This window comes from Streptomyces sp. SID14515 (assembly GCF_010548505.1).
Lineage (GTDB): Bacteria > Actinomycetota > Actinomycetes > Streptomycetales > Streptomycetaceae > Streptomyces > Streptomyces caviscabies.
On record NZ_JAAGMH010000120.1, the window covers coordinates 176,504 to 202,158 of the forward strand.

The following is a 25,655-nucleotide window of genomic DNA, read 5'->3' on the forward strand; positions in this document are numbered from 1 at the left end:
CAGTGCGGTTCGCGGCGTTCTCGGAGCGTTTCCGAGATGCGCGATTCCGGCACCCGCGGACTTCGCGGGTGGAATCAACGTGCAGCACCGCGGAAAAACATGTGGATCTTGATGAAAAACTGTGGACAACCCCGGGGTTGTGAATAACTCCGTAACCCGAACCAGCGACTTCCGGAGCGCAGCCCCTTGGCTACACACTGTGACGAGACGAGTCGCACGACACCCGGCTCGCACGATCAGGCCGACGCCGGCCGGACAGGAGGCTCAGGTGATTTCCGCCCCCAAAACGCGTCCGGACATGCGACGACCCCCGCCGGGGGGGAGAGCGGGGGTCGTCCCCACGGCCGACTCGGGGGGGGAGGAGTCGGACCGGGTTAGCACGGTCGCGAACGATCCGTGACTTCCATGGTGTACCCGAGGGCCTTCTCAGGCAAACCCACGCGCCGGAGTTTACGCCGAATGGTGGGCCCCTATGCTCAGCGTTGTGGAAAACTGCTTCTCGCCGCGCACAGCAGCCTTCTTTGACCTGGACAAGACGGTCATTGCGAAGTCTTCGACGCTGACCTTCAGCAAGTCCTTCTACCAAGGCGGACTGATCAACCGCCGCGCCGTACTGCGCACTGCGTACGCACAGTTCGTGTTCCTCGCCGGAGGCGCCGATCACGACCAGATGGAGCGGATGCGTGAATATCTCTCCGCCCTCTGCAAGGGGTGGAACGTCCAGCAGGTCAAGGAGATCGTCGCCGAGACCCTGCATGACCTGATCGACCCGATCATCTACGACGAGGCCGCCACCCTCATCGAGGAACACCACACGGCAGGACGCGACGTGGTCATCGTTTCGACCTCGGGTGCCGAAGTCGTCGAACCCATCGGCGAGTTGCTGGGGGCCGACCGTGTCGTCGCCACGCGCATGGTCGTCGGCGACGACGGCTGCTTCACGGGCGAGGTCGAGTACTACGCCTACGGGCCGACCAAGGCCGAGGCCGTGAAGGCGCTCGCGGTCTCGGAGGGGTACGACCTTTCGCGCTGCTACGCCTACAGCGACTCGGCGACCGATGTACCGATGTTGGAGTCGGTCGGCCACCCGCACGCGGTCAACCCCGACCGCGCGCTGCGCCGCGAAGCGACCCTTCGCGAGTGGCCGATTCTCGTCTTCAACCGCCCGGTCCGACTCAAGCAGCGCCTGCCCGCCTTCTCGATGCCGCCCCGCCCCGCCCTCGTGGCAGCGGCCGCGGTCGGCGCGGCAGCCGTCACCGCGGGGCTGGTCTGGTACGCCAGCCGTCGCCGCACCGCCGCCGGCGCCGCCCTGCCTGGATAGACAGAGCGGGGCAGGCAGGGCGGGCAGCACAAGGTGGAGTGAGGCACTCTTCCGGGGCGCTCCACCAAGACGCCCCCTCGACCGACGCCGTCGACCGGTTCAGGCACCCGCACCAGGTGTCTGAACCGGGCACTCTCACCGGGTGCCCGATTCGCCCTTGATTGAACCTAAAAGTAAAGAAGCGCGGCCAGGGCTTTCCCTTCCCCTGGTCCTGGAGTACAAAGGGGTTAACGGCCCGCGAGACCAAGGACATCCGCGAGGATGACCTGTAACGCAGAACGGCCCCACGGACCGCGCACGAAAGCCGAGCACCCACGCGACGTCGACCCGTCGATTACGGGCCAGCCGCACCAGGTGACGGGCAAAGTACCCGACCTGATGGGCAATTTACGAGGACGCTTGGTAACTGGGCGGACGTGCCAGCGGCGGTATCGCACATCGATACCGCCGCAACCCTTGCTCCGGGCCATCGCCCGTCGGCCGCCCGGGAATCGGTTTCCCCCGACGCCCGCCGCTCCGGACCCTCAGGCCGCGCCGCGCTGAAGCGCCTCGCACACCGCGGTCGACTCGCGCACACCCAGCTCGATCGAGCGCCCGCAGTGAGCGATCCAGGCGGCCATACCCTCCGGGGTTCCGGCCGTGTAGCCCTCGAAGGCCGCGACATAGGCCGCCCGGCCCTGTTCCGCGTGCCCCACCTCGGCCGGGCAGATCGACTTCGGATCCAGTCCGCTGCCGATCAGCACGATGCGCTCGGCGGTCCGGGCCACCAGACCGTTGTGCGAACCGAACGGGCGCAGCGCCAGCAGTTCGCCGTGCACCACGGCCGCCGTGACCAGGGCGGGGGCACTGCCACCCGCGATGATCAGCTGCGAGAGCCCTTCGAGTCGCCCGGCGACCTCCTCGGCCCCGGGCAGCGGCGCCTCGATCAGCGGCTCGTCGACGGATTCGCCCGCCAGACGCGGACGCCCCACCGCGTCGTCGGGAGCCGCCCCGCCGGCCGCCACCAGATGCAACCGAGCCAGCACCCGCAGCGGCGACTGCCGCCAGATGGAGAGGAGTTGCCCCGCCTCCGCGGTGAGGCGCAGCGCGGCGCCGACCACGCGTGCCTCGTCCTCACCGCTGAAGTCGGTGCGCCGACGCACCTCTTCGAGATTCCAGTCGGCACCGGCCAGTGCGGCCGAACCACGAGAACCTCGCAGTGCGGCTTCGGCCGTGACCTCATTGCTGCGGCGCCGCATGACGCGGTGACCGTAGACCCGGTCGACGGCCTTGCGCACGGAGTCCACGGCATCGGGCACGCCGGGCAGGGAACCGAGCGCGGCAAGCGGGTCTGAGGCAGTCGTACTCATAAGTAGCGAGGCTACGCGCCCGCCCCACCCGGACCACCCTCAAGTGGCCTTCTTCACGAACTGTGACAGCACACCGCAATCGAACCGCTACCCTAGGTGAACATGAAGATCGCTTTCGTCGGGAAGGGCGGCAGCGGAAAGACCACGCTGTCCTCGCTCTTCATCCGCCACCTCGCCGCCAACGAAGCCCACGTCATCGCCGTGGACGCCGATATCAACCAGCACCTGGGGGCCGCTCTCGGCCTGGACGAGGCGGAGGCCGCCGCGCTGCCCGCCATGGGCGCGCACCTCCCCCTCATCAAGGACTATCTGCGGGGCTCCAACCCCCGTATCGCTTCCGCCGAGACCATGATCAAGACGACTCCGCCCGGCGAGGGCTCCCGGCTGCTGCGGGTCCACGAGGACAACCCGATCTTCGAGGCCTGTGCGCGTACGGTGCGGCTCGACGACGGGGACGTCCGGCTGATGGCGACGGGCCCCTTCACGGAGTCCGATCTCGGAGTGGCCTGCTACCACTCCAAGGTCGGGGCCGTGGAGCTCTGCCTCAACCACCTGGTCGACGGTCCCGACGACTACGTCGTGGTCGACATGACGGCGGGCTCGGACTCGTTCGCGTCGGGCATGTTCACGCGCTTCGACATGACGTTCCTGGTCGCGGAGCCGACCCGTAAGGGGGTGTCGGTGTACCGCCAGTACAAGGAGTACGCCCGCGACTTCGGCGTCGCCCTGAAGGTCGTCGGGAACAAGGTGCAGGGCCCGGACGACCTGGAGTTCCTGCGCGCGGAGGTCGGCGACGACCTGCTGATCGGGGTCGGTCACTCCGACTGGGTACGGTCGATGGAGAAGGGGCGGCCGTCCAGGTTCGAGCTGTTGGAGGCCGACAACCGGATGGCCCTGCAGGCGCTGCAGGACGCCGCCGAGGACTCGTACGGGCTGCGCGACTGGGAGCGCTACACGCGCCAGATGGTGCACTTCCACCTGAAGAACGCCGAGAGCTGGGGCAACGAGAAGACCGGAGCCGACCTGGCCGCCCAGGTCGACCCGGCCTTCGTGCTCGACGAGCGGTACGCCGGAGCGGGCGTCACGGCACCCGCCTGACACGTCACGCGGGGACCACCCGGATCACCGCCGCGCGCGTGCCGCCACCGCATTCACCGCCGCGCGTGCCGCCGCCACACTCACCGCCGCGCGGGTGCCGCCACCGTATTCACCGCCCCGCGCTGCTCGGCCGCCGTGCGCCGACCGCCGCGTTCGGTGCTCGGTTCGGCACGTTCGGGCTCGATACGACGCGTTCGCCGGCCACGGGGCAAAGTGGCCGGCGAACGCGTGGGGCGTGATTCAGCCGTTGTTCCGGCCGGCGGCTCCTGCCGGGTCCGAACCAGCGGCACCCTTCTCCGTGCCCGCGTTCGTGCCCTTCTCCGCGGGCGGCACGGCGGCCGCCTGGGTGCCGAGGTAGGAGGACCAGCCCGTCTTCGGCGCCTCGCCGACGCCGAGCGTGGTCAGCTTGGCCAGCGTCTTCGGGTCCTGGGCGTCCAGCCAGTCGGCGAGCTGCCGGAACGACACACAGCGCACGCCCTCCTGGGGGCACACCTTCGCGATGGTCTCCTCGATGGCGCGCATATAGGTGCCGCCGTTCCAGGACTCGAAGTGGTTGCCGATGATCAGGGGCGCCCGGTTGCCGTTGTACGAGCGGTCGAAGGCCTGAAGCAGCCCGTCCCGCATCTGGTTCCCCCAGTACTCGTGCTGGGAGGGGTCGCCCTGGGTGGCCGTGCCGGACTGGTTGACCATGAAGTTGTAGTCCATCGAGAGGGTCTCGAAGGCGCGGCCGGGCATCGGGACGAGCTGGAGCGGAATGTCCCAGACCCCGTCCTTCTTCTGGGGCCAGACCTGGTTGCCGACACCGCTGGAGTCGTAGCGGAAGCCCATGGTCCGGGCGGCGGCGACCATGTTCTTCTGGCCTTCGAGGCAGGGGGTGCGGGCGCCGACCAGTTCCTTGTCGTAGTCGAAGGGGAGCGGGGCCTCGCCCTTCAGCTCCGGAGTGTTGGTCTTCCAGCTCTTGACGAAAGCTTTCGCCTGGCTGATCTCGCTCTTCCACTCATCGACGGACCAGGTCCCGACGCCACCGTCCGCGCCGCAGAAGTGGCCGTTGAAGTGGGTGCCGATCTCGTTGCCGTCCTGCCAGGCGGCACGCACCTCGGCGAGGGTGTTGCGGATGCCCTCGGTGTCGTTGAAGCCGATGTCGGAACGGCCCGGCGCGTGCTGGGGCGGGTTGTAGAGGTCCTTCTTGTCCTCCGGCAGCAGGTACACGCCACTGAGGAAGTACGTCATGTTGGCGTTGTACTTCTTGGCCACACCGCGGAAGTGCGAGAAGAGCTTCTGGCTGTCCTCTCCGGCGCCGTCCCAGGAGAACACCACGAACTGCGGCGGCTTCTCGCCGGGCGCCAGGCGCTTGGCGGCCGGCATCTTCGGCTGGACCCCGGTGAAGGCGGTGGACCCGTCCCCGATGAGCTTGACCGCGTTCTTCGGGGCGGCGGCCGGCGGGTTCTCCTTGGCTCCGTGGGCGCCCTTCTCCGCGTCGGCTCCCGAACCCCCGGACGCGCCCCCTCCGGAGCCGGATCCCGCTCCGGAACAGCCCGCGAGAACGGCGACCAGGGCCGTGGTCATGACGCCCAAGGCGATCCTCTTCGTGGCGGCCATCATCCGCCCACCCTCTTCCTTGCAGGTTATTTGCGTTGAAGTGCCGACACGGCGCGGCCAAATTCGCACGCGATTCCCTACAGGAAGAGCGACATACCGAATGAAAAGCTTCTTATTCACTGATAAGAGTTATCAACTAGCCCGAACGCCTCCGGCCTGAACCGGACGGGCCCCGGGCCCGTGCAACCAGACGACCCCGTTCCGTACCCCGCACGACGCACGACGCACCCCGCCCGACACACGCCCCGGCGCACCCCCGCGGGGACGCAACTGCCGTGCGCCACGCGTCGTACGGCGGCCCTCGACCGCGGAACGGGATCATGGCTCCATACACGAAGACACAGGTCTAAACCAATTCCCGGCAGACACTTGTCACCCGGCCTCGCGCCTGATGAGCTATGCCCCGGGACACAACGGACACCCTGGGACTGGGAGAAGTCGTGAGCAACGAGAGCCTGGCCAACCTGCTTCGGGAAGAGCGGAAATTCGCTCCGCCTGCCGAGCTGGCCGCCAACGCCAACGTCACCGCAGAGGCGTACGAGCAGGCCGAGGCGGACCGGCTGGGCTTCTGGGCCGAGCAGGCCCGCCGCCTGACGTGGGCCACCGAGCCGACCGAGACCCTCGACTGGAGCAACCCGCCCTTCGCGAAGTGGTTCGCGGACGGCGAGCTGAACGTCGCGTACAACTGCGTGGACCGCCACGTCGAGGCGGGCAACGGCGACCGGGTCGCCATCCACTTCGAGGGCGAGCCGGGCGACAGCCGGGCCATCACCTACGCGGAGCTGAAGGACGAGGTCTCCCGGGCCGCCAACGCGCTGACCGAGCTGGGCGTCGGCAAGGGCGACCGGGTCGCCGTCTACCTGCCGATGATCCCCGAGGCCGCCGTCGCGATGCTGGCCTGCGCCCGCATCGGCGCCGCGCACTCCGTGGTCTTCGGCGGCTTCTCCGCCGACGCCATCGCCGCCCGTATCAAGGACGCGGACGCCAAGGTCGTCATCACGGCCGACGGCGGCTACCGCCGCGGCAAGCCGTCCGCGCTCAAGCCCGCCGTCGACGACGCCGTCTCCCGCTTCGAGAACGTCGAGCACGTCCTCGTCGTCCGCCGCACCGGCCAGGACACCGCGTGGACCGAGGGCCGCGACGTCTGGTGGCACGAGATCACCGCCCGGCAGTCCGCCGAGCACACCCCCGAGGCCTTCGAGGCGGAGCAGCCGCTCTTCATCCTCTACACCTCGGGCACCACGGGTAAGCCGAAGGGCATCCTGCACACCTCCGGCGGCTACCTCACGCAGGCCGCGTACACGCACAACGCGGTCTTCGACCTCAAGCCGGAGACCGACGTCTACTGGTGCACCGCCGACATCGGCTGGGTCACCGGGCACTCGTACATCGTCTACGGGCCGCTGGCCAACGGCGCGACGCAGGTCATGTACGAGGGCACGCCCGACACCCCGCACCAGGGCCGGTTCTGGGAGATCGTGCAGAAGTACGGCGTCACGATCCTCTACACCGCGCCGACGGCGATCCGTACGTTCATGAAGTGGGGCGACGACATCCCCGCGAAGTTCGACCTGAGCAGCCTCCGGGTCCTCGGTTCGGTCGGTGAGCCGATCAACCCCGAGGCGTGGATGTGGTACCGGAAGAACATCGGCGCCGACAAGTGCCCGATCGTGGACACCTGGTGGCAGACCGAGACCGGCGCGATGATGATCTCGCCGCTGCCCGGTGTGACGGACACGAAGCCGGGAAGCGCCCAGCGCGCGCTGCCGGGCATCTCCGCCACCGTCGTGGACGACGACGCCAACGAGGTGCCGGACGGCGGGGGCGGCTACCTCGTCCTCACCGAGCCGTGGCCCTCCATGCTCCGCACCATCTGGGGCGACGACCAGCGCTTCATCGACACCTACTGGTCGCGCTTCGAGGGCAAGTACTTCGCGGGCGACGGTGCGAAGAAGGACGAGGACGGCGACATCTGGCTGCTCGGCCGGGTCGACGACGTCATGCTCGTCTCCGGTCACAACATCTCGACCACCGAGGTCGAGTCCGCCCTCGTCTCCCACCCGTCGGTCGCCGAGGCCGCCGTGGTCGGCGCGGCCGACGAGACGACCGGCCAGGCCATCGTGGCGTTCGTGATCCTGCGCGGTACGGCGACCGCCTCCGACGAACTGGTCGCGGACCTGCGCAACCACGTCGGCGCGACGCTCGGCCCGATCGCGAAGCCCAAGCGGGTGCTGCCGGTCGCCGAGCTGCCGAAGACCCGCTCCGGCAAGATCATGCGCCGGCTGCTGCGCGATGTCGCCGAGAACCGCGAGCTGGGCGACGTCACGACGCTGACCGACTCCTCGGTGATGGACCTGATCACCACCCAGCTGCCGTCCTCCTCGTCCGAGGACTGACGGCTGGAGGACTGACAGCCGGAGGACTGAGGGCCCGAGGACCGACGGCTCGAGGACCGGCACCGCAGAACCACCACGCACGAGTACGGCTCCGATGGGCATCCGGCAACGCGCCGGATGCCCATCGGGCGTACGGCCCGGGTATCGCCTCGTACGGCCCCGGTAGAGTGGGCGCTTCACCCACAACTGCAGAGAACATCTCCACAGGGGCGCCGGGAAGTCTGGTCGGCACATCGACCAGTCACGCCCGCACGCCGCCCGACCTGGAGGTCTCTCTCGTGGCACCGCCCAACGCGCCCACCCCCGCACCGCCCCGCCGCCCGCTGCTCGACAGGCTCTCCCTCCCGGAGCGGAACTACGTGGCGGAGGCGCTCCGCACCGAGACGGTCGGCGGCGTGCTCCTGCTGGTGGCGGCGGTCGCCGCACTCGTCTGGGCGAACGCCTTCGGCGGCTCGTACCGGGCGGTCAGCGACATCCACTTCGGACCCGGCGTCCTCGGCCTGGACCTCTCCGTGGCGCACTGGGCGGCGGACGGGCTGCTCGCCGTCTTCTTCTTCGTCGCCGGTGTGGAGCTCAAGCGCGAACTGGTCGCAGGCGAACTCCGCGATCCGAAGGCCGCGGCCCTCCCCGTGGTGGCGGCCCTGTGCGGCATGGCCGTACCCGCCCTCGTCTACACCCTCACCGCGGTCGTCGGCGGCGGCTCGACGGACGGCTGGGCGGTCCCCACGGCCACCGACATCGCCTTCGCGCTCGCCGTCCTCGCGGTGATCGGCACCTCGCTGCCGTCCGCGCTGCGGGCCTTCCTGCTCACCCTAGCCGTCGTCGACGACCTCTTCGCGATCCTGATCATCGCGGTGTTCTTCACCTCGGACCTGAACTTCCCGGCGCTCGGCGGAGCCGTCCTCAGTCTCGCCGCCTTCTACCTCCTGCTCCGCTTCGAGGTCCGGGGCTGGTACGTCTACCTTCCGCTCGCCCTGGTCATCTGGGGCCTGATGTACAACAGCGGCATCCACGCCACCATCGCCGGTGTCGCGATGGGCCTGATGCTGCGCTGCACCCGGCGCGAAGGCGAGAAGCACTCCCCCGGCGAACACATCGAGCACCTGGTCCGCCCGCTGTCGGCCGGCGTCGCCGTCCCGCTGTTCGCCCTGTTCTCGGCGGGGGTCGCGCTGAACGGCGACGCGCTGGCGGGCGTCTTCACCCGGCCCGAGACCCTCGGCGTCGTCCTCGGTCTCGTCGTCGGCAAGACCGTCGGCATCTTCGGCGGCACCTATCTCACCGCCCGGTTCACCAAGGCGACGCTCAACAAGGACCTGGCCTGGGCCGATGTCTTCGCGGTGGCCACACTCGCCGGGATCGGGTTCACCGTCTCACTGCTCATCGGCGAGCTCGCCTTCGAGGGCGACCCGGACACGGTCAACGAGATCAAGGCCGCCGTGCTGCTCGGTTCGCTGATCGCGGCGACGCTCGCCTGTGTACTGCTCAAGATCCGGGTACGCACCTACCGTGCGCTGATCGAGGCCGAGGAGCGGGACGAGGACGGATCCGGGGTACCCGACGTCTACGAGCAGGATGATCCGGAGTATCACCTGCGGATGGCCGCCATCCACGAGCGCAAGGCGGCCGAACACCGCCGTCTCGCCGAAGAGCGGGCGGGGGCAGCGCGCAACAAGCCGAACAGTCCGGCATGATCTGACATCGGATGTGTCGAAGACGGAGAGGGAGTCAGGGATGAGCGACCCCGGCAACTACGTGGGCAGTGCGGACCGCAGCATCGGGCAGCTGGTCGCCTCGGCGACGGCCGAGATGTCCGCGCTGGTGCACGACGAGATCGCCCTGGCCAAGGCGGAGGTGCGGCAGGACGTCAAGCGCGGGGCGATCGGCAGCCTCGCGTTCATCGGCGCGGGCGTGCTGCTGCTGTTCATGATGCCGATGCTGAGCTTCGCGGCCGCGTACGGAATCCACAACCTGGGCATGGGCCTGGCCTGGTCCTTCCTGATCGTGGCCGGCGGCTTCTTCGCGCTGGCCCTGCTGATCGGGTTCATCGGCTGGCGGAAGTTCAAGAAGATCAAGCCGCCGGAGAAGTCCATCGCCTCCGCCAAGCAGACCGCCGCCGTCCTGCAGAACGCCAAGCCGCACCCGCGCCCGTCCATCGAGGCCGCCGCGATCATCGAGCGCTCCGGCGGCTCCGGCAGCACCCTGTCGAAGAAGAGCGTCGAGAGCGGCTCCGGTAAGGACGAGGCCGCCGCTGTGGCACGCTCGTCCACATGACGGTTCCCGATTCCAGCGCATTCGGCCCGACGGGTCCGGTGGCCCCGGAGGGTTCGGCCGCCCCGTCGGCCCCGGCAGACCCTGCCGCCACCGGCCTCACGGGCCGGACCGCCGCCACCGGGGGGCCGGTGCGCCTCGACGGCCCCTGGACCCACCGCGACGTGGCGGCCAACGGTGCGCGGTTCCACATCGCGGAGATGGGCGAGGGGCCGCTGGTGCTCCTGCTGCACGGCTTCCCGCAGTTCTGGTGGACCTGGCGCCACCAGCTGACCGCGCTCGCCGACGCGGGCTTCCGGGCGGTCGCGATGGACCTGCGTGGGGTGGGCGGCAGCGACCGCACACCGCGCGGTTACGACCCCGCCAACCTGGCCCTCGACGTCACCGGCGTGATCCGCTCCCTCGGCGAGCCCGACGCGGCCCTGGTCGGCCACGACCTCGGCGGCTACCTCGCCTGGACGGCCGCCGTGATGCGGCCCAAGCTGGTCCGCCGGCTCGCCGTCTCCTCCATGCCGCACCCGCGCCGCTGGCGCTCCTCGATGCTGTCCGACTTCGCCCAGTCGCGGGCCGGTTCGTACGTCTGGGGCTTCCAGCGTCCGTGGCTGCCGGAGCGACAGCTCCTCGCGGACGACGCCGCCCTGGTGGGGAGCCTCATCCAGGACTGGGCGGGCCCCCGCACCCCGGAGTTCCCCGACGAGGAGACCCTGGACGTCTACCGCCGGGCCATGAGCATCCCCTCCACCGCCCACTGCTCGATCGAGCCGTACCGCTGGATGGTGCGGTCGATGGCGCGTCCGGACGGTATCCAGTTCAACCGGCGGATGAAGCGTCCGGTCCGGGTGCCCACGCTGCACCTGCACGGTTCGCTCGATCCGGCGGTCCGTACGCGGAGTTCGGCCGGGTCCGGCGAGTACGTCGAGGCACCCTACCGCTGGCGACTTTTCGACGGTGTCGGGCACTTCCCGCACGAGGAGGATCCGATCGGCTTCTCCACCGAACTCATCAACTGGCTCAAGGACCCCGAGCCCGACCGGTAGGCCGGTCACCCGGTTCGCGCACACCTGTCCGACGAACAGCCAATTGCCTGCCGCATAGGCCAATTGGCTGACTCGCCGACGGTTACCGACCATGGGTCACGGGCAGACGTCGGGGTATGGGCTGGACGCACGACTTCACTGACGAAGCACGCAACCGCCGCTCCACCGCGTCAGCCGGTGTGAGCACTCATGAGGGGGGCGGCCCTCGCGGCCGGGTGCACGAAGTGCATGACCTTCACCGTTCCCGTCTCGGGATTCCGCGCATCCTCCGCCGTCGGGCCCGCTGGGTCTCGGCGCGGCTCCGCCATCCCCGTAACTGACCTCTCCGGACACGCCCTAGAGGGCGCAGCCCTGGCTGTCGACCTGCTGGTTCGCCGTGCGACCGATCTCGATGTCCTCGCGGATCTCGTCGGCCGTCAGCGCGTAGCCGGTCTCCGGGTCGTCGAGCGACTTGGCGAACACCACTCCGTACACCTTTCCGTCCGGAGTGAGCAGCGGTCCGCCGGAGTTGCCCTGACGGACCGTCGCGTAGAGCGAGTACACATCGCGGCGCACCGTGCCCCGGTGGTAGATGTCCGGGCCGTCGGGGTTGATCCGGGCGCGGACGCGGGCCGAACGCACGTCGTACGCGCCGTTCTCGGGGAAGCCCGCGACGATCGCGCTGTCGCCGGTCTCCGCGTCGTCGTCCGGGCCGGTGAACCGCAGTGGCGTGGCCCGGAGGTCGGGGACGTCCAGGACCGCGATGTCGCGCTGCCAGTCGTAGAGGACGACCTTCGCGTCGTACAGCCGGCCCTCGCCGCCGATCTGGACGGTGGGCTCGTCCACGCCGCCGACCACATGGGCGTTGGTCATCACCCGGCGCTCGGAGAAGACGAAGCCGGTCCCTTCGAGGACCTTGCCGCAGCTCGGGGCCGTACCCACGACCTTGACGATCGACTTCTTGGCGCGGGCGGCGACCGGGCTGCCCACCAGGGCCGGGTCCGGGGCCTTGACCTCGGTGATCGGTTCGTTGGCGAACGGGCTGAAGACCTGCGGGAAGCCGTTCTGCGCGAGGACGGAGGAGAAGTCCTGGAACCAGCTGGGCGCCTGTTGGGGCATCACCCGGTCGACGCCGAGCAGGACCGAGGAGTTGCGGACCTCCTTGCCGAGCGTCGGCAGCGAGGTGCCCGCCAGCAGCAGGCCGATCATCCAGGCCACCAGCAGCATGGCGACCACATTGACCAGGGCGCCGCCGGTGGCGTCCAGGGCGCGCGCGGGCGACCACGTGATGTACCGGCGGAGTTTGTTGCCCAGGTGGGTGGTGAAGGCCTGGCCGATCGAGGCGCAGACGATCACGATGACGACCGCGCCGATGGCGACCGCGGTGGAGACCTCGGCATCCTCGGTCACCCGGTCCCAGATGACCGGCAGCAGGTAGACGGCGACGAGCCCGCCCCCGAGGAAGCCGATCACCGACAGGATGCCGACGACGAAACCCTGGCGGTAGCCGATGACCGCGAACCAGACGGCGGCGAGCAGCAGCAGGATGTCGAGCACGTTCACCGTCTATAGCCTCGCAGTTTCGTCACCTGGCCCGTCGGTGGTGACGGGGTCCGGGCCGGACCCGGAGCAGCGCAGCAGGAGAGCCAGCGTGTCATGCGCGCCAGTCGAGCGGCACCTGTCTGGCCCTGTCCCAGGGGCGTTCCCATCCCGCGTAGTGCACAATCCGGTCGATCACTCCGGCCGTGAAGCCCCAGACCAGAGCCGATTCGACCAGGAATGCCGGGCCGGCGTGCCCGCTCGGGTGGACGGCCGTGGCCCGGTTCGCGGGATCCGTGAGATCCGCCACGGGAACCGTGAAGACCCGGGCCGTCTCGGCCGGATCGACCACCCCGACCGGGCTGGGCGCGCGCCACCAGCCGAGCACGGGCGTCACGACGAAGCTGCTGACCGGGATGTAGAGCCGGGGCAGCACGCCGAAGAGCTGTACGCCACGGGGGTCGAGGCCGGTCTCCTCCTCGGCCTCGCGCAGTGCCGCCCGCAGGGGCCCGGTAGTGGCCTGGTCGCCGTCCTCGGGATCCAGTGCTCCGCCCGGGAAGGACGGCTGCCCGGCGTGGGAGCGCAGCGTCCCGGAGCGCTCCATGAGCAGCAGCTCGGGCCCGCGCTCCCCCTCGCCGAACAGGATCAGGACGGCCGACTGCCGGCCCGCCCCGCTCTCGGGCGGCAGGAAGCGGCTGAGCTGCTGCGGCCGGACGCTGCGCGCGGCGCGGGCGACGGGGTCGAGCCACGCGGGCAGGCCGTCGGTGGTGACGGCGACGGCCGGGTCAGGTGCGCGGCCGCCATCACCGCCGGTGTGCGACGGTCCCTCGGCGGGGTCGTTCCTGGCGTGCGTGTGCGTGTGCGTCGTGCCGTGTGTGTGCGCGTGCGTCATAGGCACCCCCGTCGTTTCACAACGCCTGTCGTCGGCCGATTCGTTCCTGACGGGTCCGTTCCCGGCCGTTCCGCTTCCGGCCATTCCGCTTCCGGCCGTACCGAGCCGGTCGCACCGGGCCGCTCCGTGCCGAGGGATGCCCTCACCCGGCCCCCAGCGCGGGCGCGGGCTTGCCCGGGTAGTCGGCGGGCGGGCTGAGCCGCTGGCCCGGATAGCCGCCCATCTCGTACTTCAGGAGCTTCCTGGCCTTCTCCGGGTCGGTCTCGCCCTCCCCGTACGAAGGGCAGAGCGGGGCGATGGGGCAGGCCCCGCAGGCGGGCTTGCGGGCGTGGCAGATCCGGCGGCCGTGGAACACCACGCGGTGCGAGAGCATCGTCCACTCGCTCTTCGGGAAGATCTCCGCCACCACCGCCTCGACCTTCACCGGGTCCTCCTCGTCGGTCCACTTCCAGCGCCGCACCAGGCGGCCGAAGTGCGTGTCGACGGTGATGCCGGGGACGCCGAACGCGTTGCCCAGGACGACGTTGGCGGTCTTGCGGCCGACGCCGGGCAGCTTGACGAGGTCCTCCAGACGTCCCGGCACCTCGCCGCCGAACCGGTCCCGGAGGGCGGCCGAGAGCCCTATGAGCGACTTGGTCTTCGCCCGGAAGAACCCGGTCGGCCGGATGATCTCCTCCATCTCCTCCGGCACGGCCGCCGCCATGTCCTCGGGAGTGGGGTAGGCGGCGAAGAGCGCGGGGGTGGTCTGGTTGACCCTCAGGTCGGTGGTCTGGGCGGAGAGGACCGTGGCCACGAGAAGCTCGAAGGGGTTGCGGAAGTCCAGCTCGGGATGGGCGTACGGATAGATCTCGGCGAGCTCGCGGTTGATCCGGCGCGCCCGGCGGACCATCGCGAGATGCGACTCCGGCTTCGGCGCCTTGGCCGGCTTGGCCCCCTTGGTCGTTTTGGCAGGTTTCGCGGATTTCGCGGGCTCGGCGGGCGTTGACGATGACACTGCGGACCTCCTGGCCGACTTCCGGAGCGGCTTCCCCGGCTCTCCGGGCGAGCCGTGCGTCTCTTCGAGGGAGCCATTCGCGGCAATCCTCGGGCGCGGCCGGGGTTGTTCGCCCACAGCGGAATCGCCGCCCTTCAGCACCCCGTCAGCCCCCTTGGCCTGCGCTCTCCCCGGCGTTCTGGACACCCGGCCAGCCTAGAGCCAGGCACCGACAACCACCCCTGTCACGGCGTATCCACCCCCGATCGGCCCCCTGCCGTAGGGTCCGGCACGCCCGTGCGTCAAACTGGTTTGTGATTGATCGCACTGTTTTACCGTCCGGCATGATGGGGACCACGGTTCCCTGAACAGGCCGACAAGGAGAGAACTCGTGGACGACGTTCTGCGGCGCGCCCCGCTTTTCGCGGCGCTCGATGATGAGCAGGCCGCGGAGCTCCGCGCCTCGATGAGTGAGGTGACCCTCGCGCGCGGAGACGCGCTGTTCCACGAGGGCGACCAGGGTGACCGCCTGTACGTGGTCACCGAGGGCAAGGTGAAGCTCCACCGCACCTCGCCCGACGGGCGCGAGAACATGCTGGCCGTGCTCGGCCCCGGCGAGCTGATCGGTGAGCTCTCGCTCTTCGACCCGGGCCCGCGTACGGCGACCGCCTCCGCGCTGACCGAGGTCAAGCTCCTCGGCCTCGGCCACGGCGACCTGCAGCCCTGGCTGAACGCCCGGCCCGAGGTGGCCACCGCGCTGCTGCGCGCGGTCGCCCGACGGCTGCGCAAGACCAACGACCAGATGTCCGACCTGGTCTTCTCCGATGTGCCGGGCCGGGTCGCCCGCGCCCTCCTGGACCTGTCGCGCCGCTTCGGCGTCCAGTCCGAGGAAGGCATCCACGTCGTGCACGACCTCACCCAGGAGGAGCTGGCCCAGCTGGTCGGCGCCTCCCGCGAGACGGTCAACAAGGCCCTCGCGGACTTCGCGGGCCGCGGCTGGCTGCGTCTCGAGGCCCGTGCGGTCATCCTGCTGGACGTGGAGCGGCTGGCGAAGCGCTCGCGCTGACCCCCGCCCCCGTACGCGACCGAGGCGACCTGACGTCGCCGACCTGACGCGCAGGGCCCCGCCGACCGGAGTGCACACCGGTGCATCCGTCGGCGGGGCCCTGCGCCGTGGGGCCGGGGTCAGCTCTGGATCAGGCCGTGCTCGGTCAGGTACTCCAGCTGCGCCCGCACCGAGAGCTCGGCGGCCGGCCACAGGGAGCGGTCCACGTCGGCGTACACCTTCGCCACCACGTCCGACGGCGTACGGTGCCCGGCCTCCACCGCCGTCTCCACCTGGGCGAGCCGGTGCGCGCGGTGGGCCAGGTAGAACTCCACCGCCCCCTGCGCGTCCTCCAGCACCGGACCGTGGCCCGGCAGCACCGTGTGGACGCCGTCGTCGACCGTCAGCGACCGCAGCCGCCTGAGCGAGTCCAGGTAGTCGCCGAGCCGGCCGTCCGGGTGCGCGACCACCGTCGTACCGCGGCCGAGGATCGTGTCGCCCGTCAGCACCGCCCGGTCGGCGGGCAGATGGAACGAGAGCGAGTCCGCGGTGTGCCCCGGCGTCGGCACGACGCGCAGCTCCAGGCCGCCGGTGGTGATCACGTCGCCCGCCCCGAGGCCCTCGTCGCCCAGCCGCAGCGCCGCGTCCAGGGCCCGCACCTTCGTCCGCGTCAGCTCCGCGAACCGGCCCGCGCCCTCCGCGTGATCGGGGTGCCCGTGGGTGAGCAGCGTCAGGCCCACGCGCCGCCCGGACCGCTCCACCGCCTCGATCACGGCCCGCAGGTGTACGTCGTCGAGCGGCCCGGGATCGATGACGACCGCGAGGTCGGAGCCGGGCTCGGCCACGATCCAGGTGTTCGTGCCGTCGAGCGTCATCGCGGACGGGTTGGGCGCGAGCACGTTGACCGTACGGGCGGTCGCGGGCCCGGAGACCACGGTTCCGCGCGGCTGTCCGGGCAGGGAGGCTGCGTCGCTCACGCCGCACCGCCTCCGTCGCCCGCCGCGGGCACGTGTTTGGTGAACTCGTCGTGCCCCGGCCAGCTCAGCACCAGCTCGTCGCCCTCCAGACGGGCCCGCGCGAGCACCGGGGTCATGTCCTGCCCGTCGGCCGCCCCGAGTGCCTCGGCGGCCGTCCTGTACGGCGCGAGGGCCCGCAGCGTGGTCACGGTGGGCGGCATCATCAGCAGCTCGCCCCGGTCGTAGCGGCGGGCCGCGTCGGCGGGGGCGATCCACACCGTGCGGTCGGCCTCGGTGGAGACGTCCCGGGTGCGCTGCCCCTCGGGGAGCGCGGCGACGAAGAACCAGGTGTCGTAGCGGCGCGGCTCGAACTCCGGGGTGATCCAGCGCGCCCAGGCGCCCAGCAGGTCCGAGCGCAGCACCAGGCCGCGCCGGTCCAGGAACTCCGCGAAGGACAGGTCCCGGGCGACCAGCGCCTCCCGGTCGGCCTCCCAGTCCTCCCCGGTCGTGTCGCCGACCACGGTCCCCGCGGTCGGTCCGGCCAGGAGGACGCCCGCTTCCTCGAACGTCTCGCGCACCGCCGCGCAGACGACGGCCTGCGCCTCGGTGACCGTCGCCACGCCGAGCCGGGCGGCCCACTGCTCCAACGGTGGCCCGGCCCACCCGATCAGCCGGTCGTCGTCACGCGGATCGACTCCGCCACCCGGATAGGCGTACGCGCCTCCGGCGAACGCCATGGAGGTCCGCCGGCGCAGCATGTGCACGACAGGGCCGGGCGTCGCGGCCCTGGGCCCCGGATCGCGGAGCAGCATCACGGTGGCGGCCCGCCGGGGTGTCACGGCCGTCAGCTCACCGGCGGCGAGGGCCCGGATCCGGTCGGGCCATTCCGGGGGGTACCACTGACCTTGGGACATGGCCGGAGGCTATCCGGAACCGCGCCGATGTTCGAGAGGCTCCCTGATCATCGCGGTGACCCGACATGCCCCGTACACACCCGGCATGCCCGGCACATGCCCGCCATGCCTCGTACACACGCGGTCCCGTACACACGCGATCCCGCCCGGTCGCGGGACCGGGCGGGATCGGAAGGACGAGCGGGCAAGGATCCTCAGGCGTCGACGAGCTCCACCTGGACCTCGACCTCGACCGGTGCGTCCAGCGGCAGCACGGCCACGCCCACGGCACTGCGGGCGTGCACGCCCTTGTCGCCGAGGACCGCGCCCAGCAGCTCGCTGGCGCCGTTGATCACGGCGGGCTGCCCGGTGAAGTCGGAGGCCGAGGCGACGAAGCCCACGACCTTCACGACGCGCTTGATCCGGTCCAGGTCGCCGGCGACCGACTTCACGGCGGCCAGCGCGTTGAGCGCACAGGTCTTCGCGAGCTCCTTCGCCTCGTCCGGCGTGACCTCGGCGCCGACCTTGCCGGTGACGGCGAGCTTGCCGTCCACCATCGGCAGCTGGCCGGAGGTGTACACGTACACCCCGGACCGCACGGCCGGCTGGTACGAGGCCAGCGGCGGCACGACGGCGGGCAGGGTCAGGCCGAGCTCGGCGAGCCGCGCCTCGACGGCGCCCGCCACTACGCCTTCTCCCGCTTCAGGTAGGCCACGAGCTGCTCGGGGTTGTTCGGGCCGGGAACGACCTGGACCAGCTCCCAGCCGTCCTCGCCCCAGGTGTCCAGAATCTGCTTGGTCGCGTGCACGAGAAGGGGCACGGTCGCGTATTCCCACTTGGTCATGGGCCCGACTGTAACGCCTGGCACGTACGGTCCCGTGCGTAGGCCGGGGCTCGACTGGTTAGGCTCGAATACGTGAGCAGGTTCCAGGTCGTCAGCGGCAAGGGCGGTACCGGTAAGACCACGGTCGCCGCCGCCCTCGCGCTCGCCCTCGCGACCGAGGGCAGGCGCACTCTCCTCGTCGAGGTCGAGGGCAGGCAGGGCATCGCCCAGCTCTTCGGTTCCGAAGCGCTGCCCTACGAGGAGCGCAAGATCGCCGTCGCGCCGGGCGGCGGCGAGGTGTACGCGCTGGCCATCGACGCCGAACGCGCGCTCCTCGACTACCTCCAGATGTTCTACAAGCTCGGCAGCGCCGGCCGCGCCCTGAAGAAGCTCGGCGCGATCGACTTCGCCACCACCATCGCGCCCGGCGTGCGGGACGTCCTGCTGACCGGCAAGGCGTGCGAAGCCGTACGCCGCAAGGACAAGCAGGGCCGGTTCGTCTACGACCACGTGATCATGGACGCCCCGCCGACCGGCCGGGTCACCCGCTTCCTGAACGTCAACGACGAGGTCGCCGGGCTGGCCAGGATCGGCCCCATACACAACCAGGCCCAGGCCGTGATGCGGGTCCTGAAGTCCCCGCAGACCGCGGTCCACCTGGTGACCCTCCTGGAAGAGATGCCGGTCCAGGAGACCGCGGACGGCATCGCCGAGCTGCGCGCCGCCGAACTGCCCGTGGGCAGCGTCTTCGTGAACATGGTCCGCCCGCATCTGCTGGACGAGGACGCCCTGCGCACCGCCGCGGGCGGCCGCCGCAAGGAGATCGCCAAGGCGCTGACCCGGGCCGGAGTGACCGGTTCCGCCGCCCTCGTACGGCCCTTGGTCGAGCAGGCGGCCCAGCACGCCGAGCGGGTCGGCCTGGAGCGGGAGCAGCGCGCGGTGCTGGCCGGTCTCGGTCTGCCGACGGCGGAGCTCCCGCTGATCGGCGACGGGGTGGACCTCGCCGCGCTGCACGATCTGGCCACGGAGCTCCGTAAGCAGGGCGCGGGGGAAGAGGGGGACGCATGAGCGCGGACACAGCCGGTACGGACTCGGCCCCGGCGGCGGCGGACGGCGGCCTGGACACGGACGCGCTGCTGGACGACCCGGGCATCCGGATCGTCGTGTGCTGCGGCTCCGGCGGGGTCGGCAAGACCACGACCGCCGCCGCCCTCGGCGTACGGGCCGCCGAGCGCGGCCGGAAGGTCGTCGTCCTCACCATCGACCCGGCCCGCCGGCTCGCCCAGTCCATGGGCATCGACCGGCTGGACAACGTGCCCCGGCGGGTCGACGGCATCGGCGGCGAGGGCGAACTGCACGCCATGATGCTCGACATGAAGCGGACGTTCGACGAGACCGTCGAGGCGCACGCGGACGCCGAACGGGCCAGGGCGATCCTGGAGAACCCCTTCTACCAGTCCCTGTCGGCCGGGTTCGCCGGTACGCAGGAGTACATGGCGATGGAGAAGCTCGGCCAGCTGCGGGCGCGCGACGAGTGGGACCTGATCATCGTCGACACCCCTCCCTCGCGCTCCGCGCTGGACTTCCTGGACGCGCCGAAGCGGCTCGGGTCGTTCCTGGACGGGAAGTTCATCCGGCTGCTGATGGCGCCCGCGAAGGTGGGCGGCCGGGCCGGGATGAAGTTCCTCAATGTCGGTATGTCGATGATGAGCGGAACGCTGGGCAAGCTCCTCGGGGGCCAGTTCCTGCGGGACGTCCAGACATTCGTCGCCGCGATGGACACCATGTTCGGCGGCTTCCGCAGCCGCGCGGACGCCACGTACAAGCTGCTCCAGGCGCCCGGCACGGCCTTCCTCGTGGTCGCGACGCCGGAGCGGGACGCGCTGCGCGAGGCCGCCTATTTCGTGGAACGGCTGGCCGCCGAGAAGATGCCGCTGGCCGGTCTGGTCCTCAACCGTGTGCACGGCAGCGAGGCTTCGCGGCTCTCCGCCGAGCAGGCCCTGGCCGCCGCAGAAAATCTTGACGACGCCCGCATTGTGGATCAGAGGGCCGGGAAAGCTGGCTTTGGTGACCAGGAAGACCCCGATCCGGCGGTCACCGCATCCGGAACGACCGAGCTGCCCCTCTCCCCCGAGGCCGGGCAGGCGTCCGGCCCCGAGCCCGCAGCCGAGCACCAGGACACGACGGAGAACGCACCGCCCCACAAGAACATCGCGAACACCACCAGCAGCGGCGACGAGGTCGACACCGTCGACGCCATCGGCATCGAGGAATTGACGGCGGGTCTGTTGCGGCTGCACGCGGAGCGCATGCAGGTCGTCGCCCGGGAGCACGGCACCCGCGACCGCTTCACCGCACGGCACCCCGAGGTGCCGGTGACGGCCGTGGCAGCGCTGCCCGGCGACGTACACGACCTCGACGGCCTCCGGGCCATCGGCGACCGCCTGGCGGACGGTTCCGCACCGGCTCCGGCCGGAGCGGCGTAGCCCCCGCCCACGCGGGCCGCCTCGACGGCTCCCGCGGCTACCCGACAGCGGCGTACGTCTCGTTCAACTCCTCGTCCTCCAGCCCGATGACTCCGGGCAGAATGCCGGTGGACCGCTCGTACTCGCTGCGCGCGGTCTCCAGCAGTCGGCGCCAGGACGTGACGGTCGGTCGGCGGCGCAGCAGTGCGCGGCGCTCCCGCTCCGTCATTCCGCCCCACACGCCGAATTCGACGCGATTGTCCAGCGCATCGGCCAGGCACTCGGTCCGCACCGGGCATCCGGTGCACACCGCCTTGGCTCTGTTCTGCGCTGCCCCTTGTACGAACAGTTCATCCGGATCGGTAGTGCGGCAGGCTGCCTGCGCACTCCAGTCGGTTACCCAGCCCATGCCGGCGCCGTCCTCTCCCGAATCGAGGCTCCCCCACGGCGGTAGCGGCATATTCACCGCTGCCAGTTGAGGACGTTACGGAAGGTGTGGACAGCACAACACCCCCTTCGGGCCCAATCTTGAATGGTCCGAACGGACTATGCGTATGCGGCAGATCACCCAGGGGAGTGAGCCGAGGACATACGCGACTATCTCCGCGAAAAGGGGACAGTGCACTCAAGTCACAAAGGACTTCTCGCGACAATCGGGGCGATTTCGGGAGCGCCTCGATGGATGCGTGAAGGGCGATGCGGTTGCGCGTCGGCCGGATGAAGAATGACCAGAAGACGCGCATGGGACGACAGGGGGCTTGATACGGAACCGGACTGCTGTGACAGTTGAGAGCAGCTTAGGCCAAGGCCTGTCCGTCTGTCCGGCGAATAGGAACGTAGCCGCCCCGCGTCCGCGTGCCCGCGCCGCGACGCCTCCGTACGCTCTCGACGCCTCCGAACACGCTCGCCAGGCCCGCGGCGGGCCCGTCCGGCAGCCGGCGGACCCTCCCGGATGTCACGGTCCGGTACGCGAACGCTCCGAGAGGCCCCTGCTCCTGCGACACGTTCATCACTACGGATTAGGCTGCCCCCTATGCCAAAGAAGCGCTCGGGCGGGGGTCTCACCACGACCCAGCAGGCCGCCAAGTTCCTCGGTGTCGCCGCGCTCTCCGGAGCTGTCCTGGCAGGCATCGCGCTGCCCGCAGCCGGAGCGCTGGGGCTCGCCGCCAAGGGGACGGTCGAAGGGTTCGACGAAATCCCCTCCAATCTCAAGACTCCACCGCTCAGCCAGCGGACCACGATCCAGGACCGCGACGGCGGCACCATCGCCACGGTGTACTCCCGCGACCGCACGGTCGTCCCGCTCAAGGACATCTCGCCGTACATGCAGGACGCGATCATCGCGATCGAGGACTCCCGCTTCTACGAGCACGGCGCGGTCGACCTCAAGGGCATCCTCCGCGCGATGAACCGCAACGTACAGGCGGGCGGTGCGGCGCAGGGCGCGTCGACCCTCACCCAGCAGTACGTGAAGAACGTCTTCGTCGAGGAGGCCGGCGACGACCCGGAGAAGGTCGCCGAGGCCACGCAGCAGACGCTCGGCCGCAAGGTCCGCGAGCTGAAGTACGCGATCCAGGTCGAGGAGGAGCTCGGCAAGAAGAAGATCCTGGAGAACTACCTCAACATCACGTTCTTCGGACAGCAGGCGTACGGCGTCGAGGCCGCGTCCCAGCGCTACTTCTCCAAGCGCGCCAAGGACCTCAAGCTGGAGGAGGCCGCGCTGCTCGCCGGCGTCGTCCAGTCGCCGAGCCGCTACGACCCGGTCAACGACACGGAGGAAGCGACCAAGCGCCGCAACACCGTGCTGGCGCGGATGGCCGCGGTCAAGACCATCTCGCAGGCCGAGGCCGACAAGGCCATGAAGACGCCCATCGAGCTGAAGGTCTCCCGGCCGAAGAACGGCTGCATCACCGCCGTCAGCGGCTCCGGCTTCTTCTGCGACTACGTCCGCAAGACGATCCTCACCGACCCCGCCTTCGGCAAGACCGACGAGGACCGGGCCAAGCTCTGGAACCTCGGCGGTCTGACCATCCGCACCACGCTGGACCCGCGCGCCCAGAAGGCGGCCAACGAGGCCGCCACCGCGAAGGTCAACAAGGACGACAAGTTCGCGGCGTCCGTGGTGCAGGTCCGGCCGGGCAACGGCGAGATCCTCTCCATGGGCCAGTCCCGCCCCTACGGCCTGGACCAGAAGCAGAACGAGACCGTGCTCAACCTCGCCGTCAGCAACAAGATGGGCGGCAGCACCTACGGCTTCCAGGTCGGCTCCACGTTCAAGCCGTTCACCGCGGCCGCGGCGCTGGAGAAGGGCATCAGCCCGGCGACGACGTTCTCGACGGACTGGAAGCTGACGCTGCCGGAGAGCTCCTTCAGGACCTGCGACGGAGCGCCCGCCGGAAACCAGCCCTGGGACCTGGTGAACGAGCTGGAGTCCGAGAAGGGCACCTGGGACATGACGAGCGCGCTCGGCAAGTCCATCAACACCTACTTCGCGCTGCTGGAGCAGAAGGCCGGGCTCTGCGAAACGCTCACCATGGCGAAGAAGGTGGGCTACGAGCGCGGTGACGGCAAGGAGATCCTGGAGCGGCCCGCGGCCACCCTGGGAAGCGTCGACAGCACCCCGCTCTCGATGGCGTCCGCTTACGCGACCTTCGCCAACCGGGGCACGTACTGCACGCCGATCGCCATCGCGTCCATCAAGGACCCGCAGGGCAAGAAGATCCCCGTGCCGAAGACGTCCTGCTCGCGGGCGATGAGCGAGAAGACCGCGGACACGATCAACCAGATGCTCAAGGGCGTCGTGGAGGACGGCACCGGTACGCAGGCCGGACTCAGCGACCGGGACAACGCGGGCAAGACCGGTACGACCAACGACCGCAAGGACGCGTGGTTCGTCGGGTACACGCCGAACCTCTCCACCGCGGTGTGGGTCGGCGACGACATCGGCGAGAAGAGCTCGATGTTCAACGTCACCATCGGCGGCGAGTACTACCCGAAGGTCTGCGGTGGCTGTCTGCCCGGTCCGATCTGGCGCATCGCGATGACCGGAGCGCTGGACGCGGCCGAGACCCCGGGCTTCAACCCGGTCTCCGTCCCCCGGGGCAAGGAGAAGAAGGACAAGGAGAAGGGCGACCGCGACCGGGACCGTGACCGCGGCGACGAGGACCGCGAGGACGACAAGCCCGGCGACGACGGCAACCGGTTCCCGGGCATCGAGCTCCCGGACGGCGTGATCGGCGGTGGCGGCGGCGGGCGAGGCCAGGACGGCGGACAGAACGGCCCCTGACCCGTACGCGTATCCGTACCCGTACTCGTACGGATAGAAGAAGAGGGTGGGCGCCCCGGTCTCGATCGACCGGGCCGCCCACCCTTTCTTTCTTCTTCGCTCTTCCTCGCGTGCCTCAGCCGGCGAGGAGCTTCTTCACCGCGGCGGCGACCCGGCCGCCCTCGGCGAGCCCGGCGACCTTCGGGTTGACGATCTTCATGACGGCGCCCATCGCACGCGGCCCCTCGGCCCCGGCGGCCTTCGCCTCCTCGACGGCGGACGTCACGATCGCGTTCAGCTCGTCGTCGGAGAGCTGCTTGGGCAGATAGCCGTCGAGCAGCTCGCCCTCCGCCTTCTCCCGCTCGGCCTGCTCGGTCCGACCGCCCTGGGCGAAGGCCTCGGCCGCCTCGCGGCGCTTCTTCGCCTCCTTGGCGATCACCTTCTGCACCTCGTCGTCGGAGAGCTCACGCGCCGATTTGCCGCTGACCTCTTCCTTGGTGATCGCGGTGAGGGTGAGCCGAAGGGTGGACGAGGTCAGCTCGTCACGCGCCTTCATGGCCGTGTGGAGGTCTTCCTTGAGCTTGGACTTGAGCGTGGTCATGCCGCGATTGTGACAGGTGCGGGGCCCGGGCCGCCCACCGGTTTTCCGCACATGGTTCCGCTTCTGCGACGATGGGCGCATGCGCGCACGCTACGGAGTACCCCTGAAAGTCACGGCAGTCGGCGCGGCGGTCGGCGCCGCCGGACTCGCCTACGCAGCCGGGTTCGAGGCCCGCTCGTTCCGCCTGCGACGGGTCACCGTTCCCGTACTCCCGCACGGGGCGCGCCCGTTGCGCGTGCTCCAGGTCTCCGACATCCACATGGTGAGCGGTCAGCGCAAGAAGCGCGCCTGGCTCCAGTCGCTGGCGGGCCTGCGCCCGGACTTCGTGGTCAACACGGGCGACAACCTCTCGGACCCGGACGCCGTGCCCGAGGTGCTCGACGCGCTCGGCCCGCTGATGGAGTTCCCGGGGGTGTACGTCTTCGGCTCCAACGACTACTACGGCCCCAAGCTCCGCAACCCGGCCCGCTACCTGCTGGAGAAGGTCCAGGGCAAGCACGGCCTCAACGGCAACGAGCCCGCGGTCGGCGTCGTCCACAACCCGTGGGAGCCGATGCGCGACGCCTTCGACGAGGCGGGCTGGCTCGACCTGTCGAACACCCGGGGCCGCCTGAAGCTCGACGGCCTGGAGCTGGCGTTCACCGGACTGGACGACCCGCACATCAAGCGCGACCGGTACGCCGAGGTCCAGGGCGGTCCGGAGACCGGCGCCGACCTCTCCATCGGCGTGGTCCACGCCCCGTACCTGCGCTCCCTGGACGCCTTCACGGCCGACGGCTACCCGCTGATCCTGGCCGGTCACACGCACGGCGGCCAGCTGTGCATCCCGTTCTACGGGGCGCTGGTCACCAACTGCGACCTGGACACGGACCGGGTGAAGGGCCTGTCCAGCCACACGGTCGGCGACAAGCGCGCCTACCTCCACGTCTCCGCCGGCTGCGGCACCAACCGCTACACCCCGGTCCGGTTCGCCTGCCCCCCGGAAGCCACGCTGCTGACACTGACCCCGAAGGCCTGACCGGAGCCCCTGCCGCTTCCGCACGGCGGACACGGGGGGCTCGGGGCGGGCTCGGGGCGGGTGGCCGCCTTCACGCGCGGCGGGCGCGGGGCCGGTCGCCACCTTCACGCGCGGCGGGCGCGGGGCGGGCGCGGGGCC

General features: G+C 70.3%; 23 protein-coding genes. 12 read left to right on the forward strand and 11 right to left on the reverse strand.

All coding sequences use genetic code 11. The annotated features are described in order from the left end of the window. The first annotated feature begins 472 nt into the window (after positions 1-472). The gene (locus G3I54_RS28590; RefSeq protein ID WP_137235146.1) at positions 473-1,321 is read left to right on the forward strand and encodes an HAD-IB family hydrolase; all 849 of its coding nucleotides are present in this window, start codon (positions 473-475) and stop codon (positions 1,319-1,321) included. Between the two features lie 524 nt (positions 1,322-1,845). Here the strand turns inward: G3I54_RS28590 and G3I54_RS28595 are convergent. Further along, positions 1,846-2,670, reverse strand: coding sequence for an oxidoreductase (locus G3I54_RS28595; protein ID WP_164618523.1), 825 nt, complete (start codon positions 2,668-2,670; stop codon positions 1,846-1,848). 102 nt (positions 2,671-2,772) lie between these two features. Here G3I54_RS28595 and G3I54_RS28600 point away from each other — a divergent pair, with 102 nt between their 5' ends. Further along, positions 2,773-3,768 (forward strand): ATP-binding protein, encoded by a 996-nt coding sequence (locus G3I54_RS28600; RefSeq protein ID WP_137235144.1) that lies wholly within the window; start codon positions 2,773-2,775, stop codon positions 3,766-3,768. Positions 3,769-4,008: 240 nt separating this feature from the next. Here the strand turns inward: G3I54_RS28600 and G3I54_RS28605 are convergent, their stop codons facing one another. Then, positions 4,009-5,370: a hypothetical protein gene (locus G3I54_RS28605; protein ID WP_164618525.1), complete on the reverse strand. Its 1,362-nt coding sequence runs from the start codon at positions 5,368-5,370 to the stop codon at positions 4,009-4,011. A gap of 395 nt (positions 5,371-5,765) precedes the next feature. On the opposite strand from G3I54_RS28605, the gene acs reads away from it, so the two are divergent. The 5 genes from acs (at position 5,766) to G3I54_RS39795 (ending at position 11,388) form a co-directional block, all read left to right on the forward strand. Continuing rightward, positions 5,766-7,763, forward strand: a complete 1,998-nt coding sequence (acs, locus tag G3I54_RS28610; RefSeq protein WP_164618527.1) for an acetate--CoA ligase — start codon at positions 5,766-5,768, stop codon at positions 7,761-7,763. 278 nt (positions 7,764-8,041) lie between these two features. Next, a complete protein-coding gene (nhaA, locus tag G3I54_RS28615; RefSeq protein WP_164618529.1) occupies positions 8,042-9,454 on the forward strand; it encodes a Na+/H+ antiporter NhaA in 1,413 nt (470 codons plus the stop codon). Positions 9,455-9,494: 40 nt separating this feature from the next. Beyond that, positions 9,495-10,034 carry a phage holin family protein gene (locus G3I54_RS28620; RefSeq protein WP_164618531.1) on the forward strand — a complete coding sequence of 180 codons (540 nt, stop codon included), beginning with the start codon at positions 9,495-9,497 and terminating at the stop codon, positions 10,032-10,034. Beyond that, complete coding sequence (locus G3I54_RS28625) at positions 10,031-11,068, forward strand: alpha/beta hydrolase (RefSeq protein ID WP_164618533.1); 1,038 nt, start codon at positions 10,031-10,033, stop codon at positions 11,066-11,068. The genes G3I54_RS28620 and G3I54_RS28625 overlap by 4 nt, the downstream gene beginning before the upstream one ends. 116 nt (positions 11,069-11,184) lie before the next feature. Continuing rightward, the gene (locus G3I54_RS39795) at positions 11,185-11,388 is read left to right on the forward strand and encodes a hypothetical protein (RefSeq protein ID WP_075025224.1); all 204 of its coding nucleotides are present in this window, start codon (positions 11,185-11,187) and stop codon (positions 11,386-11,388) included. A 16-nt stretch (positions 11,389-11,404) separates the two neighbouring features. Here G3I54_RS39795 and G3I54_RS28635 read toward each other — a convergent pair whose 3' ends face one another. From G3I54_RS28635 to nth, 3 genes are all read right to left on the reverse strand, one after another. Next, positions 11,405-12,610 carry a MarP family serine protease gene (locus tag G3I54_RS28635; RefSeq protein ID WP_164618535.1) on the reverse strand — a complete coding sequence of 402 codons (1,206 nt, stop codon included), beginning with the start codon at positions 12,608-12,610 and terminating at the stop codon, positions 11,405-11,407. 91 nt (positions 12,611-12,701) lie between these two features. After that, positions 12,702-13,478 carry a CoA pyrophosphatase gene (locus tag G3I54_RS28640; protein ID WP_203687288.1) on the reverse strand — a complete coding sequence of 259 codons (777 nt, stop codon included), beginning with the start codon at positions 13,476-13,478 and terminating at the stop codon, positions 12,702-12,704. Between the two features lie 142 nt (positions 13,479-13,620). Continuing rightward, positions 13,621-14,472, reverse strand: a complete 852-nt coding sequence (gene nth, locus G3I54_RS28645) for an endonuclease III (protein WP_343240452.1) — start codon at positions 14,470-14,472, stop codon at positions 13,621-13,623. A gap of 370 nt (positions 14,473-14,842) precedes the next feature. Between nth and G3I54_RS28650 the strand changes: the two genes are divergently transcribed. Further along, positions 14,843-15,517, forward strand: a complete 675-nt coding sequence (locus tag G3I54_RS28650; protein WP_003967450.1) for a Crp/Fnr family transcriptional regulator — start codon at positions 14,843-14,845, stop codon at positions 15,515-15,517. A gap of 119 nt (positions 15,518-15,636) precedes the next feature. On the opposite strand, the gene G3I54_RS28655 is transcribed toward G3I54_RS28650, so the two are convergent. From G3I54_RS28655 to G3I54_RS28670, 4 genes are all read right to left on the reverse strand, one after another. Then, positions 15,637-16,473, reverse strand: a complete 837-nt coding sequence (locus G3I54_RS28655) for an MBL fold metallo-hydrolase (protein ID WP_164618539.1) — start codon at positions 16,471-16,473, stop codon at positions 15,637-15,639. Beyond that, positions 16,470-17,366, reverse strand: coding sequence for an NUDIX hydrolase (locus G3I54_RS28660; protein WP_164618540.1), 897 nt, complete (start codon positions 17,364-17,366; stop codon positions 16,470-16,472). Before G3I54_RS28660 ends, G3I54_RS28655 begins: the two co-directional genes overlap by 4 nt. Positions 17,367-17,560: 194 nt before the next feature. Continuing rightward, a complete protein-coding gene (locus tag G3I54_RS28665; protein WP_164618542.1) occupies positions 17,561-18,031 on the reverse strand; it encodes a RidA family protein in 471 nt (156 codons plus the stop codon). Beyond that, positions 18,031-18,189 (reverse strand): DUF4177 domain-containing protein, encoded by a 159-nt coding sequence (locus G3I54_RS28670; protein WP_003967454.1) that lies wholly within the window; start codon positions 18,187-18,189, stop codon positions 18,031-18,033. The genes G3I54_RS28665 and G3I54_RS28670 overlap by 1 nt, the downstream gene beginning before the upstream one ends. A gap of 72 nt (positions 18,190-18,261) precedes the next feature. Between G3I54_RS28670 and G3I54_RS28675 the strand changes: the two genes are divergently transcribed. Next, a complete protein-coding gene (locus tag G3I54_RS28675; RefSeq protein WP_164618544.1) occupies positions 18,262-19,236 on the forward strand; it encodes an ArsA-related P-loop ATPase in 975 nt (324 codons plus the stop codon). Further along, complete coding sequence (locus G3I54_RS28680; protein ID WP_164618546.1) at positions 19,233-20,654, forward strand: ArsA family ATPase; 1,422 nt, start codon at positions 19,233-19,235, stop codon at positions 20,652-20,654. Before G3I54_RS28675 ends, G3I54_RS28680 begins: the two co-directional genes overlap by 4 nt. 37 nt (positions 20,655-20,691) lie before the next feature. Here the strand turns inward: G3I54_RS28680 and G3I54_RS28685 are convergent, their stop codons facing one another. Continuing rightward, a complete protein-coding gene (locus G3I54_RS28685; protein ID WP_030087009.1) occupies positions 20,692-21,042 on the reverse strand; it encodes a WhiB family transcriptional regulator in 351 nt (116 codons plus the stop codon). Between the two features lie 624 nt (positions 21,043-21,666). Between G3I54_RS28685 and G3I54_RS28695 the strand changes: the two genes are divergently transcribed. Then, positions 21,667-23,919 (forward strand): transglycosylase domain-containing protein, encoded by a 2,253-nt coding sequence (locus G3I54_RS28695; RefSeq protein WP_164618548.1) that lies wholly within the window; start codon positions 21,667-21,669, stop codon positions 23,917-23,919. 115 nt (positions 23,920-24,034) lie between these two features. Here G3I54_RS28695 and G3I54_RS28700 read toward each other — a convergent pair whose 3' ends face one another. Further along, entirely contained in the window at positions 24,035-24,499 is a 465-nt protein-coding gene (locus G3I54_RS28700) for a GatB/YqeY domain-containing protein (RefSeq protein ID WP_164618549.1), read from the reverse strand. Positions 24,500-24,578: 79 nt separating this feature from the next. On the opposite strand from G3I54_RS28700, the gene G3I54_RS28705 reads away from it, so the two are divergent. Further along, complete coding sequence (locus tag G3I54_RS28705) at positions 24,579-25,517, forward strand: metallophosphoesterase (RefSeq protein WP_164618551.1); 939 nt, start codon at positions 24,579-24,581, stop codon at positions 25,515-25,517. Positions 25,518-25,655: the final 138 nt, after the last annotated feature.